12 protein-coding genes are annotated in these 16,746 nt (G+C 67.6%); 2 read left to right on the top strand and 10 right to left on the bottom strand.

The window, feature by feature from the left end:
* Nucleotides 1-25 precede the first annotated feature (25 nt).
* Genes PY310_RS02670 through PY310_RS02660 form a run of 3 tightly spaced genes read right to left on the bottom strand, consistent with a single transcriptional unit; the run spans nucleotide 26 to nucleotide 5,305 of the window.
* Nucleotides 26-1,582 carry an FAD-dependent oxidoreductase gene (locus tag PY310_RS02670; RefSeq protein WP_275212604.1) on the bottom strand — a complete coding sequence of 519 codons (1,557 nt, stop codon included), beginning with the start codon at nucleotides 1,580-1,582 and terminating at the stop codon, nucleotides 26-28.
* On the bottom strand, nucleotides 1,579-3,903 hold the full coding sequence (locus PY310_RS02665) for a molybdopterin oxidoreductase family protein (RefSeq protein ID WP_275212603.1): 2,325 nt from the start codon (nucleotides 3,901-3,903) through the stop codon (nucleotides 1,579-1,581). Before PY310_RS02665 ends, PY310_RS02670 begins: the two co-directional genes overlap by 4 nt.
* A gap of 1 nt (nucleotide 3,904) precedes the next feature.
* Nucleotides 3,905-5,305 (bottom strand): MFS transporter, encoded by a 1,401-nt coding sequence (locus PY310_RS02660; RefSeq protein WP_275212602.1) that lies wholly within the window; start codon nucleotides 5,303-5,305, stop codon nucleotides 3,905-3,907.
* 270 nt (nucleotides 5,306-5,575) lie between these two features.
* Between PY310_RS02660 and PY310_RS02655 the strand changes: the two genes are divergently transcribed.
* A complete protein-coding gene (locus PY310_RS02655; protein WP_275212601.1) occupies nucleotides 5,576-6,988 on the top strand; it encodes an MFS transporter in 1,413 nt (470 codons plus the stop codon).
* Between the two features lie 151 nt (nucleotides 6,989-7,139).
* On the opposite strand, the gene PY310_RS02650 is transcribed toward PY310_RS02655, so the two are convergent.
* The 6 genes from PY310_RS02650 to PY310_RS02625 all read right to left on the bottom strand — a co-directional run bounded on the left by PY310_RS02650 (nucleotide 7,140) and on the right by PY310_RS02625 (nucleotide 14,281).
* A complete protein-coding gene (locus tag PY310_RS02650; RefSeq protein WP_275212599.1) occupies nucleotides 7,140-7,871 on the bottom strand; it encodes a glutamine amidotransferase in 732 nt (243 codons plus the stop codon).
* 129 nt (nucleotides 7,872-8,000) lie between these two features.
* A complete protein-coding gene (locus PY310_RS02645) occupies nucleotides 8,001-8,453 on the bottom strand; it encodes a YybH family protein (protein ID WP_275212598.1) in 453 nt (150 codons plus the stop codon).
* An 18-nt stretch (nucleotides 8,454-8,471) separates the two neighbouring features.
* Nucleotides 8,472-10,277, bottom strand: a complete 1,806-nt coding sequence (locus PY310_RS02640; protein ID WP_275212596.1) for an acetyl/propionyl/methylcrotonyl-CoA carboxylase subunit alpha — start codon at nucleotides 10,275-10,277, stop codon at nucleotides 8,472-8,474.
* 130 nt (nucleotides 10,278-10,407) lie between these two features.
* The gene (locus PY310_RS02635; RefSeq protein ID WP_275212595.1) at nucleotides 10,408-11,076 is read right to left on the bottom strand and encodes a Maf family protein; all 669 of its coding nucleotides are present in this window, start codon (nucleotides 11,074-11,076) and stop codon (nucleotides 10,408-10,410) included.
* Nucleotides 11,077-11,085: 9 nt separating this feature from the next.
* The gene (locus tag PY310_RS02630) at nucleotides 11,086-13,611 is read right to left on the bottom strand and encodes an MMPL family transporter (protein WP_275212594.1); all 2,526 of its coding nucleotides are present in this window, start codon (nucleotides 13,609-13,611) and stop codon (nucleotides 11,086-11,088) included.
* Nucleotide 13,612: 1 nt separating this feature from the next.
* On the bottom strand, nucleotides 13,613-14,281 hold the full coding sequence (locus PY310_RS02625) for a TetR/AcrR family transcriptional regulator (protein ID WP_275212593.1): 669 nt from the start codon (nucleotides 14,279-14,281) through the stop codon (nucleotides 13,613-13,615).
* 162 nt (nucleotides 14,282-14,443) lie between these two features.
* On the opposite strand from PY310_RS02625, the gene PY310_RS02620 reads away from it, so the two are divergent.
* Nucleotides 14,444-15,031 carry a hypothetical protein gene (locus PY310_RS02620; RefSeq protein ID WP_275212592.1) on the top strand — a complete coding sequence of 196 codons (588 nt, stop codon included), beginning with the start codon at nucleotides 14,444-14,446 and terminating at the stop codon, nucleotides 15,029-15,031.
* A gap of 95 nt (nucleotides 15,032-15,126) precedes the next feature.
* Here the strand turns inward: PY310_RS02620 and PY310_RS02615 are convergent, their stop codons facing one another.
* Nucleotides 15,127-16,599, bottom strand: a complete 1,473-nt coding sequence (locus tag PY310_RS02615; RefSeq protein WP_275212591.1) for a dicarboxylate/amino acid:cation symporter — start codon at nucleotides 16,597-16,599, stop codon at nucleotides 15,127-15,129.
* Between the last annotated feature and the right edge of the window lie 147 nt (nucleotides 16,600-16,746).

Below are 16,746 nucleotides of genomic sequence, written 5' to 3'. Positions count from 1 at the left end.
CCGGCCTCCCCGTCTTCAGCGCACCTCAGGCGGGAGCTGCCTGGAAGTGTTGTTCGATGAGTCCCTTGATGTCATCATGGCAACCGCCGCAGCCGGTGCCGGCGCGGGTCGCCTTGGCTACGTCGGCCACCGTGGAGCAGCCGCCCTCCACGGCGCCCTGGATCCTGGTCCCGCTGACCCCGGCGCACCGGCACACCGTCCCTGCGGGGTCGGCAGGTCCGGAAGCCAACTGCTCCGGCCCGTCCAGCCGCAGCAACAGGGACCTGTCCGCCGGCAGCTCGGCCCCGCGTTCGAAGAGGCTGACCAGTTCGGCGGCCGATCGCGGCATGCCCACCGCCACCAGGCCTTCGAGTACTCCGCCTCGCGTGGTCATCTTGACGTAGCGGCCGTGCTCCGGGTCTGCCCACTGGGCGATCTGCAGGCGCGGGCGGCAGTTGACGGCGCCGGCGGTCAGGGCGTCCTCGTCCCACGGATCGGCCGCGTTGTCCCCGGCCACGGCCATGGTCAGGCCGCGGGCCTTCAGCACAATCACGCCGGCCTGTTCCCGGGGCAGTTCCACCAGTGCGTCAGCGTCGGCTTGCGTGCCGGTGGCCAGCAGGGTCAGGTATTCGGCCAGCCAGTCGGCCTGCCGCCAGCCGGGTCCCACCAGTCCGGACGGGCCCGTCGCTGTGCGGCACTCACTGCAGGCGGGGTCGGGGCAGCGCACCTCGGCGCAGTCGCCGATGGCGAAGATGTGGGGTTCGTGGTGCGCGCGGAGCCGGTGGTCCACCAGGATTCCCGTGCCGGTGGACAGGCCGCAGCCCTCGGCCAGCTCGGTCCGCGGCCGGACGCCGCATGAGAGGACCAGGAGGTCGCCGTCGATCGCGGAACCGTCCTCAAGCAGCAGCGCCGAGAACCCGCCGTCGGGCGCGTTGTGCTCCACGCCCGTGGAGCGGGCGTTGCCGGCCATCCGCACGCCGCACCGGCGCAGGCTGGCCGCGAGGACCGCACCCCCGCCGCGGTCGATGTTGCGGCCCAGCGGATGCGGGCCGTTGTGGACCACCGTCACGGTGGCGCCCTCCTCCGCCGCGGCGAGGGCCGTCTCAAGACCCAGGACGCCGCCGCCGAGCACCACCACCCGTTTGCCGCCGTCGACCGCTGCGCGCAAAACCGAAGCATCGCGCAGGTCCCGGAGCGCCGTGACCCCGGCCGGCAGGACCGGGGAGGCGGGGTCCGGGTTGATGCCGGTGAGGTTCGGAATGACGGGCCGGGAACCTGTGGCGAAGACGAGGCGCTCGTAGGGGGCGGTGGTGCCGTCCGTGAGGATCACCTGTTGGCGTGCCCGGTCCACCCTGCGGACCCGCACGCCCAGGCGCACGTCCACGCTCTCGGCAATCAGGGCGGCTGCATCGGACAGTGCCAGGGCATCCGCGGTGGTGCGCCCCACGCCCAGGTCAGCGACGAGGACACGGTTGTACGCAGCCTCCGCTTCCTCGCCCACCACAGTCAGGCGCACGTGCCCATCCCGGACCGCGGGCAGGAGTTCGTCGATCAGGCGGCCTGCCACCGGGCCGAAACCGACAATGACAATCTGCTCGCTCATGAGGCCTCCGCTGGTTGAAGAACGCTGTGCTGACGGTCGCTTCGCCGAAGTTCGTTTCGCTCAAGTTCGCTTTGCTGAAGGTCGCTGGGTGCCGCAGCCCGGACCCAGACTTTGTTGAACTTGAATTCCGGCATCCCCGACACGGGATCAGTGGCCGCCTCGGTCAGGCGGTTGGCACTGCCGAGTTCCGGGAAGTGGAACGGCAGGAACACCGTCTCCGGGCGGATGGCGGTGCTGAGTTCCGCCCGGCAGATCACTTCGCCACGCTCGTTGGCCACGGAAACAAAGGCGCCCTCGGTGATGCCCATGGCGGCTGCGGCGGCGGGGTGGATCTGGACTGCGGCTTCCGGCCGGGCGGCCAGGAGTTCTGCCACCCGCCGGGTCTGGGCGCCGGACTGGTAGTGCTCCAGGAGACGGCCGGTGATGAGGGTCAGGGTGGTGGCTGCCGGGGCTGTGCTGTCCCGGCTGGGGGTACCGGCAGGCGCACGACGTCGGCGCGGCGTCACCGGCGTCATGACCGCCTTCCCGTCGGGGTGCGCAAAGGCATCCAGGAAGAGCCGCGGGGTGCCGGTGCTGCCCGCCGAGTACGGCCAGTAGGCGGCCTCACCCCGGTCCAGCATCGCGTAGTCGATGCCCGAGTAATCCGCCAGGCCGCCGGCGGAGGCGAGCCGCAGCTCCTCGAACACCGTTTCCGGGTCCTCGCTGTAGGTGGAGGGGGCATCCAGGGCTTCGGCCAGCCGGGCCATGATCCACAGCTCGCTGCGGGCCCCGGCCGGCGGCTGGATGGCCCGGCGGCGGCGCAGGACCCGTCCCTCGAGGTTGGTCAGCGTGCCCTCTTCCTCGGCCCACTGCAGCACGGGCAGGATGAGGTCCGCCTCGGCGGCGGTCTCGGACCTAAAGAAGTCGCACACCACCAGGAAGTCCAGGCTCCGGAGCCCGGCGATGACGGCGTTCGCGTCGGGGGAGGCCACCGCGATGTTGGAGGCATGCACGAAAAGGCAGCGGACGCCGTCGGGCTGTCCCAGCGACTTCAGCAGTTGGACGGCGGGCAGGCCGGGGCCGGGAATCAGCGATTCGGGCACGCCCCACACCCCGGCCACGTGCGCACGCGCCGCGGGGTCGGTGATCTTGCGGTAGCCGGGGAGCTGGTCGGCCTTCTGGCCGTGTTCGCGGCCGCCCTGGCCGTTGCCCTGCCCGGTGAGGGTCCCGTAGCCGCTGCGTGCCGACCCGGGCAGGCCGAGGAGGAGGCTGAGGTTGATGGCGGCGGTAGCGGTGTCTGTTCCGTCAATATGCTGTTCCACGCCGCGGCCGGTGAGGATGTAGCTGCCGCCCTTTTGGGCGCCGTCGGCGAGCCGGCGGGCAGTTTCCCGGATGAGGTCCGCCGGGACGCCGGTGAGGGACTGGACCCGCTCGGGCCAGAAGGCGTTGACGCTGCGGACCACGGCGTCGTAGCCGGTGGTGCGTGCCGCGATGAAGTCCTGGTCGGCGAGGCTTTCGTGGATGATCACGTGCGCTAAGCCCAGCAGGAGGGTGAGATCGGTGCCCGGCAGGGGCTGCAGGTGCAGGCCGCCGCCGTCGGCCGTGAACTTTGCCGTGGCTGACCGGCGGGGATCCACCACAATCAGCCCGCCGGCATTCCGGGCGCCCTGGAGGTGCTGCACAAACGGCGGCATGGTTTCGGCGACGTTGGAGCCCAGGATCAGGATGGTGCTGGCGTGGTCCAGATCCGCGAGGGGGAAGGGCAGTCCGCGGTCAACGCCGAATGCCCGCATACCGGCCGCCGCTGCCGAGGACATGCAGAACCGGCCGTTGTAGTCGATGCGCGAGGTACCAAGGGCCAGCCGGGCGAACTTGCCCAGCATGTAGGCCTTCTCGTTGGTGAGGCCGCCACCGCCGAAAACGCCGACGGCGTCCCTTCCGTAGCGTGCCTGGGTGTCCTTGACCGCGGTGGTGACCAGTGCCAGGGCCTGGTCCCAGCCGATGGGGCGGTGGATGCCGTCGGCGCCCTTGAGGAGCGGTTCGGTGACGCGTCCGGGGTGGTTCAGGAGCGTGGCAGAGGTCCAGCCCTTCCGGCACAGGCCCCCGCGGTTGGTGGGGAAGTCGCGTCCGGCCACCTCCAGCAGGGGGGCATCCGCGGTGGCCGGCGCAGGAGTCTCGGCGGGCAGGGGCACGGGCAGGGCCACAGCCACGGGCACGGGCACGGCCACGGGCGCCGCGCCCGGTCCCGGCTCGGAAGCCGGGGCCGGGCTGACGGGTGACGTGAGCGTCATGGCGCACTGCAGGGCGCAGTAAGGGCAGTGCATGTCGGCGCTGTTGGTCATGCTAGACGTGTCCCATCGCATTTCGGTTGGCGTTGCGGATGTAGCAGAACCAGCAGACAGCCAGCATCAGGACGTAGGCGCCGACGAATCCGTAGAACGCCGGGGTGTAGAAGCCGCTGGCTGTGTTGGAGGCGTTCAGCACCTGCGGGATCACGAACCCGCCATAGGCGCCGATGGCCGAGATGAGCCCGAGGGCCGACGAAGCGAGCCGCTGGGTGGCCACCGGGTCGGCGCCGTTCCGGGCGGCGCGGCTGGAGGTGGCGAAGATGACCGGGATCATGCGGTAGGTGGCGCCGTTTCCGAAGCCGCTGGCGGTGAAGAGCATCAGGAACAGGACCAGGAAGAGCCAGAAGTTCTTCAGCGGCAGGGTCCAGATCATGGTCAGGGTAATAACGGCCATGGAAGCGAACGCGGACACGGTCATCCGGGCGCCGCCCATCCGGTCAGCCATCCGGCCGCCGTAGGGACGGGCCAGGGAACCGACCAGCGGGCCGAGGAAGGCCAGGGAGAGTGCCACGGTGCCGACGCCGATGGAGGAGAAGGCCGGGAAGTAGTCCTTAATGAGTTTCGGGAAGACGCCGGCAAATCCGATGAACGAACCGAAGGTGCCGATGTACAGCAGGGCCATGATCCACAGGTGCGGTTCCTTCAGCGCGGCGACCGAACCGGCCACGTCACCCTTGGCGCTGGTGAGGTTGTTCATGTACTTGAAGGCGCCGTAGGCGGCCAGGAGGATGAACGGGACCCACATCCAGCCGGCCAGCGGCAGGTTGACCGTCCCGGCGGCCAGCAGGGTGATGACGATGGGCACGGCGAGCTGGGCGACGGCGGCACCCATGTTGCCGCCGGCAGCGTTCAGGCCCAGCGCCCAGCCCTTTTCACGGGCCGGGTAGAAGAACGTGATGTTGGCCATGGAGCTGGCGAAGTTTCCACCGCCGAAACCGGCCAGGGCAGCCACCAGGAGCATCACCCCGAACGGGGTCCCCGGGTTGGCGACGCAGAGTCCCAGGCCGATGGCGGGGATCAGGAGCAGCAGGGCGGACACGATGGTCCAGTTGCGTCCGCCGAAGCGGGGAACCATAAACGTATAGGGGATCCGGAGCGTGGCCCCGACGAGGCTGGGCATCGAGATCAGCCAGAAGATTTCCGACGTGGTGAAGGTGAAGCCTGCTGCCGGAAGTTGGACCACCACGATGGACCAGAGCTGCCAGACCACAAAACCGAGGAACTCGGCAAAGATGGACCAGTTCAGGTTGCGCCGGGCAATGGTGCGTCCGGTGGCCTCCCACTGCTCTTTGTTTTCTGCGTCCCAGTTGGCGATCCAGCGGCCGGGAAGGAATTCCAGAGCCGGGGCGGCTGCGGTGCGGGTAGTGGGGATATCTGCGGTGCGGTCAGCAGTCACGGGCGTGCCTCCTTGGGGAATGTTGTTCTTCCACGCTAAGGACGGCGCATTTCGCGGACGGTCGTGCGGTGTTAACGCGCTGTGACATTTGCCTATCCGCCTCCGCAAAGAGGTGTGAGGCGGGAACGGGGACCAGCAGGTGAGACGAAGCCCACATGTCCATATGTTGGAATGCTTGTCCATTCAATGGACTGCGGGAACTAATATTGAACTCTAACTACTGCAGGCCTGGCCGCACCACGTCAGGCCGTTTTTTGTGAAGGTGTTCAAATGTCATCCAACCCAACCACCGCGGAGCCAGGCTCGGCCAAGGCTGTGAATTCGCGCGGGCGCGTGATCGTGGCCAGCCTGATCGGCACCACCGTGGAGTTCTACGACTTCTACGTCTACGCCACCGCCGCCGTGCTGGTGTTCCCGGCACTGTTCTTCCCCAACCAGAACGAGACCACCCAGCTCCTGAGCTCCTTCGCGGTATTCGGTGTGGCGTTCGTGGCCCGTCCGCTGGGGTCCATTGTGTTTGGCCACTTCGGTGACAAGTTCGGCCGCAAGGGCACCCTGGTGGCCTCGCTGCTGACCATGGGCATCGCCACCTTCCTGATCGGCTGCCTGCCCACGGCCAAGGTGGACGGCTGGGAATTCTGGGCTCCGGCCCTCCTGGTTGTGATGCGGTTCTTCCAGGGCCTCGCCCTCGGCGGCGAGTGGAGCGGCGCTGCGCTGCTGGCCACCGAGAACGCACCCGCCAACAAGCGCGCCATTTACGGCACGTTCCCGCAGCTGGGTGCACCCATCGGCTTCATCATTGCGAATGTGATCTTCCTGGTTGCCAGCTACACCCTGTCTCCGCAGGCCTTCATGGACTGGGGCTGGCGGGTGCCGTTCCTGCTCAGCGCCGTGATGGTCATCATCGGCCTCTGGGTCCGCCTCAAACTGATCGAGACCCCGGCCTTCACCAAGGTGCTCGAATCCAAAGAGGTGGCCAAGCTGCCCCTGGCCCGCGTCTTCAAGACCAGCTGGCGTCCGCTGATCCTGGGCACCTTCATCATGCTCGCCACCTACGTGCTCTTCTACCTGATGACCACCTTCACCCTGACCTACGGCACGCGCGCCGCCACCCTGGATTCCGCCAAGGCCGCAGCCGAGAAGGCCGGCAAGCCGATGACCGAGGCAGCAGCCGCCGCGTTCGTTCCCGGCCTCGGCTACTCCCGCAACGACTTCCTCTGGATGCTGATTGCCGGCGTCGTGTTCTTCGGCATCTTCACCCTGGTGTCAGGGCCGCTCGCCGAAAAGTACGGCCGCCGCAAGATGCTGCTGTCAGTGACTGCCGGCATCTTTGTCTTCGGGCTGCTGTGGGTCCCGCTGTTCAGCGGCGGCTTTGTGGGCACCATGGCCCTGCTGATCCTGGGCTTCTCCCTGATGGGCCTCACCTTCGGGCCCATGGGGGCGATCCTGCCGGAACTGTTCCCCACCAACGTGCGGTACACGGGCTCGGCCATCAGCTATAACGTCTCAAGCATCCTTGGTGCTGCCGTGGCGCCGTTCATCGCCGTCTGGCTGTGGGAACTGGCCAAGGGCAGCCCCGTGCTGGTGGGCGTCTACCTCACCGTGATGTCCGTGCTGACGCTCTTCGCGCTGTTCGTCAGCAAGGAAACCCGCGACCTCGACTATGAGAACAACGTGGCCTGACGCTTCGGAGACCGCTCCGCACAGCCCGGTTGCTGACAGAACTGCCCGGCGCCTCCCCGACATTCCGGGAAGCGCGCCGGGCATTTCTGTGCCCGGGGCGGCCAACAGGGCGGGAACCGTACGACGGCGGCGCCACCCCGCGCCGGCGGGCTCAGCTTGCGTAGCGGGCGACGAAGTTCTTCAGGATGGTCATGGGCTCGGTCACCGTGAAGTGTTGGGCCGCCACCATCAGGTCCTCCGCGGACTCCGGCGGAAAGTAACCCGCATGGCGGTAGATGTCGATCCGGGTGACCAGGCCCCGGACGTCCAGTTCGGGATGGAACTGGGTGGCGTACAGATTCTCTTTGATCCGGAACATCTGGACCGGGCAGGCCTGGGAGGACGCAAGCAGCACCGCGTGCGGTGGGAGCCTGGTGCAGGCCTCCTTGTGGCCGGTGAAGGCCGTGAACCTGGCCGGCATGCCGCGCAGCACCGGATCCGCGAGGCCGGCGTCCGTCAGCTCGATCTCCACGCCGCCCAGCGGTTCGCCGAACGTCCTGTCGATCACCGCGCCCTGATGCGCTCCCAGCGTCCCCACCCCGTAGCACGCACCGAGGAACGGAAAGTCCTGGTCCACGATCCGGTCAAGCAGTCCGGCCAGCTCCCGCTCCACGCGATGCTGGGTGGCGCTTTTCTGATGGGCCGGATCGCTGGACGTGAACGGGCTGCCGCCCACAATCACGCCGGAGTATGCTGCCAGGTCCAGCTCCGGCAGGGGACCGGCCTCAAGCCGGATGCGGTGGAGCTGTTCCGGCGCCAGTCCGCCGTAACGCAGGTATGCGGCGTATTCGTCCTCGGCGGCGGCATCTTCGGCCCGGGAGGCCAGGAGCAGGAAAGGCTTCACAGGCTAAGTCTGCCCGCGGCCCCCGGCTGAGCGCCAGAGCACGCCCCACCCCCAAGTAAGTAGCACTAACTGACGTTTTGGGCCCTCATAACGACAGTTAGCGCTACCCAGTTGGGATGGACGGTGCTGTCAGTGGCCGGCGGGCTCACCCGCGGGCTGGGCGAGGGAACGCCGGGACTGCGGGCGTGCGGCCGGGTCGGCGTGCCGGTGGACCAGCTTCCAGTACCCTTCTTCGCGGCGGAAAACACTGGTCACCCGGAGCGCGAACTCCTCGGTGAGCGGGGCACTCTCCAGGCGGGCCCGGAAGTGTTCGGTCTCCACCAGGTACGCGGTGTCCCTTGCGGTGTAGGACGTGATGGTGTCGAAGCCCAGCATCTCGCCGTCCTGGAACTGCCGGGAGGCCTGGTCCAGGCGTGCCTCGACCTGCGCCCAGCCACGGGCAATGCCGCCGAAAGGATTAGCCAGGGTGACGTCGTCGAGCCGTGAATACAGGTCCTTGACCGGCCCGGGGTTGCCGCGGGTGATCTCCGGAACGGCGAGGTGGTAGCGGGCAACTTCTTCTTCGAAACTGGGTGCAAGCATGGGGTGCCTCGGTCGCGTCTAGTCTTCGATGGTGGCGATGACGGCGCCCGCCGCGATCGTTTCACCGGCGGCGGCGCCCAGGCCCGTGATGGTCCCGGAACGGTGTGCGGTCAGGGGCTGTTCCATCTTCATGGCTTCCAGCACAACAATCAGATCGCCTTCGACCACCACGTCGCCGTTGGCCACAGCCACCTTGACGATGGTGCCCTGCATCGGGGAGGTCAGTGAATCGCCGGTGGCTGCCGCTGCCGCCCCGCCTGAGCGGAGGCGTTTCTTGGACTTGCCGGCCTTCGCGACGGTGCCCGTGCCGAGCGATCCGAGGGAGGCCGGCAGAACCACTTCGAGGCGCTTGCCGCCGACCTCAACCACCACACGCTGGCGTTCCCCGGCGTCCTCGGGCGCTGGCGTTCCGTCCTGGGACCAGGCGGGAAGATCATTGACGAATTCGGTTTCGATCCAGCGGGTGTGGATCTTGAAGGGGCCCTCGGCGGGAGCGAAGTCCGGGTTGGTGACCACGGCCAGGTCGAAGGGGATAACGGTGGGGATGCCTTCCACCACCATCTCCTCCAGGGCCCGGCGTGAGCGCTGCAGAGCCTGGGCGCGGGTGGCGCCGGTGACGATCAGCTTGGAGAGCATGGAGTCGAAGTTGCCGCTGATGATGTCGCCCTGCTCCACACCGGAATCAATCCGGATGCCGGGGCCGGTGGGGTTCTTCAGGGCCGTGATGGTTCCCGGAGCGGGCATGAAGTTCCGGCCCGGGTCCTCGCCGGTAATACGGAACTCGATGGAATGGCCGCGGACTTCGGGGTCTCCGTAGCCCAGTTCCTCCCCGCGGGCCAGGCGGAACTGCTCGCGCACCAGGTCGATGCCGGTGACCTCTTCGGAGACACAGTGCTCCACCTGCAGGCGGGTGTTGACCTCCAGGAACGAGATGGTGCCGTCCTGGCCCACCAGGAATTCGCAGGTGCCTGCCCCGAGGTAGCCGGCTTCCTTCAGAATGGCCTTGGATGATTCGTACAGCCGGCGGTTCTGCTCCTCGGTGAGGAACGGGGCCGGAGCCTCTTCCACGAGCTTCTGGTTGCGGCGCTGCAGGGAGCAGTCGCGGGTGGAGATGACCACCACGTTGCCGTGGGCGTCGGCGAGGCACTGGGTTTCCACGTGGCGCGGCGCGTCCAGGAAGCGCTCAATGAAGCACTCGCCGCGGCCGAAGGCTGCGGTGGCTTCGCGGACCGCGGACTCGAACAGTTCCGGGATTTCCTCGCGGGTGCGGGCCACTTTGATGCCGCGGCCGCCGCCGCCGAAGGCAGCCTTGATGGCCACCGGCAGGCCGAACTTGTCCACAAACTCAAGGATTTCCTCGGCCGACTGCACAGGGTCGGCGGTGCCGGGAACCTGGGGGGCGCCCACCTTCTCGGCGATGTGCCGGGCCTGGACCTTGTCTCCGAGGGCCGAGATGGCGTCCGGGCCCGGTCCGATCCAGGTGATGCCGGCCTCGATGACCTTGGCAGCGAACTGCGCGTTTTCGGCGAGGAACCCGTAGCCCGGGTGGATGGCGTCTGCGCCGGACTGGCGGGCAACGTCGATGATTTTGTCCATCACCAGGTAGGACTCGGCAGCCGTGGTGCCGCCCAGGGAATAGGCCTCGTCGGCGAGCCGGACATGCAGGGCGTCCCGGTCCGGATCGGCGTAGACAGCCACGGAGGCAATGCCTTCATCACGTGCCGCGCGGATGATCCGCACTGCGATTTCGCCGCGGTTGGCGATCAGCACCTTGGTGAGGTTCGACTGCACGGGACTTGCGGACTGCTCCAAAATTGCTGACAAGGCGTCTCCTTCTTTCCTTCAGGGAGCCTAGCGCGATTTTGAGGGTTCCGCCGATATTACTTGCGGATTCCGCGCGTAAACGGGGGCGGCTTTGTAGGGTCCCTACAAAGCCGCCCCGAATTTTGCCGAATTATTCCGCGGACCACAGATCGGTGATGCGCACCTGTGCCTGACCCAGCAAGGCCCGCAGCGTCGAAATGGAAAGTCCGACGACGGTGTGCGGGTCCCCGTCCACCTTCCGGATAAACGCCCCGCCGAAGCCGTCAATGGTGAACGAACCGGCGCAGTGCAGCGGCTCACCGGTGGCGATGTAGGCATCGATTTCCGCCGGTTCCATGTCCGTGAAGTGGACCTCCGCGGAGGTGACCGCCCCGAGGGTGGCGCCGGATCCCGGCGCCGCCCCGCCGTCGTCGGACGTTTCATCCCCGCTGCCGGCGGCAACCCCGCGGCAGTCCACCAGCCAGTGGCCGGTGTGCAGCACCCCGCTGTTCCCGCTCATCCGGAGCATCCGCGCACGGGCGACGTCGGCGGTGTACGGCTTGCCGTGCGCCTCGCCGTCGAACTCGAACACCGAGTCGCAGCCGATGACCAGCGCGCCCTCCGCCTCCGGCAGCGCGGCCACGGCCTCGGCCTTGGCCCGCGCAAGCAGCAGGGCGGTATCGTGCGGATCAGTAACGCCGTAGCGGGCCTGGACGGCGTCCTCATCCACGTCCGAGACCAGCACAGAGTGCTGAATCCCGGCGTCGGCGAGGAGTTTCGTGCGGGCAGGGGACTGGGAGGCCAGGATCAATCGGGTCACGTATTCAGCCTAGTGGACCGGCTCCGCAAGCCGCTGCGTCCCGGCTTCCCGGCGTTCGAGCTGGGCGCCCTCCACGTCCACGTCCGGCAGGATCCGGTCCAGCCACTTGGGCAGCCACCAGGTCTTTTCGCCGAGCAGGTACATCACGGCCGGCACAATGGTCATCCGGACCACAAAGGCGTCAAGCAGCACGCCGAAGGCCATGGCAAAGCCGAGGGGCCGGACCATGGTCAGGTGGCTGAAGATGAACCCGGCGAACACACTGACCATGATGATGGCGGCGGCCGTCACCACGGCGCCGGCGTGGCTGAAGCCGATCCGGACCGCTTTTTCGGCCGGGGCGCCGTGCATGTAGGACTCACGCATGCCCGAGGCGATGAACACTTGGTAGTCCATGGCAAGGCCGAACAGCACACCGATCAGGATGATCGGCAGGAAGCTCAGCACGGCGCCGGGATTCGCGACGTCGAACACGGTTCCCAGCCAGCCCCACTGGTAGACGGCCACCACGAGTCCGAACGCGGCGGCGAGCGAGAGCAGGAAACCGCCGGTTGCCAGCAGGGGAACCACGATGGAGCGGAACACCAGGAGCAGCAGCAGCAGGGAAAGTCCGACGACGATCGCCAGGTAGGGCGGCAGGGCGTCGCCGAGTTTCGTGGAGACGTCGATGTTGCCGGCGGTCTGGCCGGTCAGTCCGATGGCCACTCCGGTCTCGGCCTGGATCTGTGCACCGCGTTCGCGGAGCTCACTGACCACCTGCACGGTACCGGCCTTGGCCGGACCCTCCCGGGGGATGACCTGGAAGACGGCGGTCCGGCGGTCCTCGCTCAACGCCACCGGAACGGCCGCCACCACATTGTCCACGCCGCGGATCCGGTCGGCGACGTCGTACTGCAGCTTTTGGGCCTGGGTGGCGTCCAGGTTGGCCGGGAATTCCCCGACCACCACGATGGGGCCGGTGACGCCTTCGCCGAAGCTGCGGGCGGTCACGTCGTAGGCCTGGTAGGCCTCGGAGTCCACCGGTTCGGAGCCGCCGTCGGGCAGGGCGAGCTGGAGCTGCGCGGCCGGCAGGGCCAGGGTGCCCAGCAGGAGGACGCCGGCGACGAGCGCCACGATGGGGTGCCTGGTGACCAGGGCGCCCCAGCCGCGGTTGCTCCTGGCCTCGTCCTTGGCCTGGTCGGCCGCCTCGTGGCCTGCCTCGGCGTTGTGCGCTTCGGCTTTGGCCCATGCCCGCCGGGAAATGATGCGCCGCCCGATCAGGGAGAGCATGGCCGGGGTGAGCGAGAGGGCCACCAGGACGGCCACGGCCACGGTTCCGGCTGCCGCCAGGCCCATGACGCTCAGGAAGGGCAGGCCCGGTACCACCAGGGCGGCCAGGGCGATGATGACGGTCAGCCCGGCAAACAGCACGGCATTGCCGGAGGTTCCGGTGGCGCGGGCCACCGACTCTTCGGGATCCATGCCGGTGAGCAGCTGGGTCCGGTGCCGGTTGACGATGAAGAGGGAGTAGTCGATGCCCACGGCCAGGCCAAGCATGAGGGCCAGCATGGGCGAGATGGAGCTCATGCTGAACGCTCCCGAGAGGGCGAAGGTGATGCCCACGCCGACGGCGACGCCGATGATGGCCATCAGCAGCGGAAGTCCGGCGGCGATCAGGGTGCCAAGCATCAGGATCAGCACCAGGGCCGCGACGCCGATGCCAATGATTTCCGCGGTGCCGAACAGCTCGGAAATGTCCTCGGTGATTTCCTTGCTGGCCAGGGCGGTGACGCCGGCGGCCGACGTTTCATGTGCGATGTCCTGCACCTGCTGCCGGACGGCGGGGGTGAGGGCGTTGATGGCGGTGGTGAACTGGACCTGGGCCACTGCGGCCTGGCCGTCCTCCGAGACAAAGCGGATTCCCTGTGAGGCCTCTGCCTGCCGCTTGCCGAGTTCCAGTTTCGCCTTGGCGGCGTCGAGTTCCTTGGTGCCGGCGGCAAGCTGTTCCTGGCCTTGCGCCAGCGCGGCTTTCTGCTGTCCCAGCTGTGCCTCGATCAGGGCGGCGGGAGCCCCGGCCGCCTTCAGCTGCTGCTCCGCAGCGCTCAGCTGCGCTGCGCCGGCGTCGAGCTGGGCGCGTGAGGCGTCCAGTTGCGCCTGGCCTGTGGCAAGTTGCTGCCCGCCATCGGTGATGGCCTGCCCGGCCTGGTCCAGCTGCGCCTGGGTGGCGAAGGGGTCCGTGGTGGCCTTGACGTCAGGGAGGTCACCGAGTTTGGCGAGGGCAGCCGTAACTGCTGTGCGGCTTTGGTCCGTGAAGCCGCCTGCAGGGGCTTCGAAGACGATGCTCGCGGAGCCGCCCGAGGCAGCGGGGAGTTCCTGCTTCAACTTGTCCGCGATGCGCTGGGTCTCGGTGCCCGGAATCTGGAAGTTGTTGGAGAGTGTGCCGTGGAAGGCGGCAGCGGAGCCGCCCACGGCCACCAGCGCCGCGAGCCACAGTGAGATGACCAGCCAGCGGTGGCGGTAGGAGAACTTGCCGAGGCGATAAAGCAGCAGGGCCATGTCAGAGCCGTTCTTTGAGGAGGGTAGGTGTAGTTGGAGCGGAGGCGGCAGGACTGCCGAAGCCGGAGCCCAGGTGGCCCATCGCGTCAATCAGCAGCTGGCGGAGGACGGCAAGGGAAGCAGGCGACAGGTCCGCGCCGCGCTGGGAGAACCAGACGTCCATGGCCGCCTTGCCGCAGGAGATAACGGCACCGGCCAGGGCGCGCAGGTAGAGCTCATCGACGGCGGCACCGGGAGTTGCCGCGAAGCGTTCCCGTGCCGCGCTGATGATCTGCTCGGTGCAGTGATCCCAGGCCTCAAGTTCTGAGCGGGAAAGGAGCGCGTTCTCCTGGGTCAGGGTGAACAGCTCGGCCAGGGGTGCCACGGTCATCGGGTCCGCCAGCTGCATGAGGGCCGCGCGCGCTGATTCGAGGATGGGCTCATCGGCGGGGCGCTGCCGGAATTGCTGCAGGGCGCTGTCCAGGAAGCCGTGCGTCACCGAGGCCAGCGCCGCCTCAATGCCGCCGAAGTAGTTGAAGAAGGTCCGCCGGGAGATGCCCGCCATCTCGGCAATATCCTCCACGGTGAAGTTCCCCGGGCCGTGCCGGCGCAAAAGCGTCAAGGCAGCATCGGTGATGGCCTGGCGGGTGGCGGCCTTGTTGAGTTCGCGCCGGGAAAGGGTTTCGGTCACAAAATTACACTACGTGCAAGTTTGCACGCCGCGCAAATTCATTCACAGGAAGATGAAAGGTTCCCAACAGCTGCTCCAGAGTTTGCGGCCGGAGACTGGGAGGGTCCCGCCAGGGAGAACATAACCCAGCCGTCCGCGGACGGCAGATGCAGGAGAAACAAAATGGCACGAACTCGGAGAATCACGCTGGGCCTGACGGCCACGGCCCTCGCTCTTGGAGCCGGAATCGGGGTTGCCGGGATGGCCTCTGCAACCACCACGCCCACTCCTACCCCCAGCTCCAGCACTTCCGCGGACGCCGGCACCAGCACGGCTCCGGCTGACGGCCAAGGTGGACGGGGTGGCCATGGCGGTCACGGCGGCTTTGGCCTGGGCGGTGACCACGCCGCTGAACTGGCCACGAAGCTCGGGGTGGACCAGACCAAGCTGACGGATGCCCTGAAGGCATTCCGAGACGCCAACAAGCCCGCCGCCGGCACGGAGAAGGGTATGCCGGCTGACGGAACCCGGCCCGATCCCTCAGCGATGCAGGCCGAGCTTGCCACGTCGCTCGCAGCGTCGCTGGGCATTGACGAGGCGAAGGTCACGGCCGCGCTGGAGGAGTTGCGCGCCGCTGAACAAACGGAACATGCCGCGGAGCTGAAGACCCGCCTGGACAAGGCCGTGACGGACGGCAAGCTCACCCAGGCGGAGGCGGACGCTGTCACCAAGGCAGTGCAGAACGGAGTCATTGGAGGGGGCGGGCGCTAACCTGCGGCGCAGGCAGCCGCACACAACAACGAAAGAAGTCCCCGGGAACTGTGCAGTTCCCGGGGACTTCCCTTAGCGGCGGACTCCGGCCGGTGTCAGGCCTTCGCCTCAGCCAGTTGCCTCTCGGCGTCGGACCGGTCAGCAGCCAGGGTTGCGGCCGAAGGATCCGCGGTGGAGGCGCCGGCGTCGGAGGGGGTGTCGTCAGCGAACGGGTTGCCGTTGCGTGGCGCGTTGTAGAGCGCCTCGTCCAGGATGCCCTGGCGCTTTGACACGATGGCGGGGACCAGCGCCTGGCCGGCCACGTTCAGTGCAGTGCGGCCCATGTCCAGGATCGGATCCACGGCCAGCAGCAGGCCGACGCCGGCCAACGGCAGTCCCAGCGTGGAGAGCGTCAGGGTGAGCATCACCACGGCGCCGGTGGTGCCGGCCGTCGCTGCGGAACCGAGGACCGAAACCAGGGCGATGAGCAGGTACTGGGTGAAGTCGAGCTGGATGCCGAAGAACTGGGCCACGAAGATGGCGGAGATGGCCGGGTAGATCGCGGCGCAGCCATCCATCTTGGTGGTGGCGCCCAGGGGCACGGCGAAGGCGGCATACGCACGCGGAACGCCCAGGTTGCGCTCGGTGACGCGCTGGGTGAGCGGCAGGGTGCCGATGGAGGACCGTGAGACGAAGGCCAGCTGCACTGCCGGCCAGACACCGGAGAAGTACTGCTTGACGGAGAGCCCGTGGGTACGGACCAGGACCGGGTACACCACGAACATCACCAGGGCCAGGCCCACATAGATGGCGAAGGTGAACTTGCCGAGCGCGCCGATGGTGTCCCAGCCGTAGACTGCCACCGCGTTGCCGATCAGGCCCACGGTGCCGATGGGGGCGATCCGGATGATCCACCACAGGACTTTCTGGATGACGGCCAGCGCGGACGCGTTGAGGTTCAGGAACGGCTCGGCGGCCTTGCCCACCTTGAGGGCGGCCACGCCGACGGCGATGGCGATCACCAGGATCTGGAGCACGTTGAAGCTCACGGCGGTGCTGACCGTGGTGGCGGCGTTGGCGCTTTCGGTCACGGTGGAGCTGGCGCCGAGGCCCATGAAGTTCTTGGGGAACAGGCCGATCAGGAAGGACCACCAGTCACCGGTTTTGCCGGCGTACTTGGCTTCCTGGGTGATGCCGGTGTTGGCCCCTGGCTGCAGGAGGACGCCCAGGCCAATGCCGATCAGGACGGCGATCAGCGATGTGATGGCGAACCAGAGCAGGGTGTGCCAGGCCAGCTTGGCGGCGTTGGAAACCTGGCGCAGGTTGGAGATGGAACTGACCACAGCAGTGAAGATCAACGGGACCACCGCGGTCTGCAGCAGCGAGATGTAGCTCGAGCCGATGGTCTGCAGCGTCCCGCCCAGGCCGTTGGGGGCCTCCTTGGTGCTGCCTGTGTACTTGGCCAGCAGGCCGAGGCCCAGGCCCACGATGAGGGCGGCGATGATCTGGAAACCGAACGAGCCGGCCCACTTGGGCAGCTGGAAGCCGGTCTTTCCTGCGGATTCGGGGGTGCGGGTTTGAGTGCTCACCAGAACACGCTAGGCCGGGGTTCTTATCATGACGAACAGATGTTGAGAAATGTTACGCCGCTGAATGTCAGCTCGAGCTCTCAAACCCGTGCAATCTAGCGTCGTGCAAGGCAATTATGAAGTTATTCCCGGCGGCGCTGTGGCAAG

The organism is Pseudarthrobacter naphthalenicus (genome assembly GCF_029076445.1).
Lineage (GTDB): Bacteria > Actinomycetota > Actinomycetes > Actinomycetales > Micrococcaceae > Arthrobacter > Arthrobacter naphthalenicus.
This window is presented reverse-complemented; position numbering and strand designations above follow the sequence as displayed.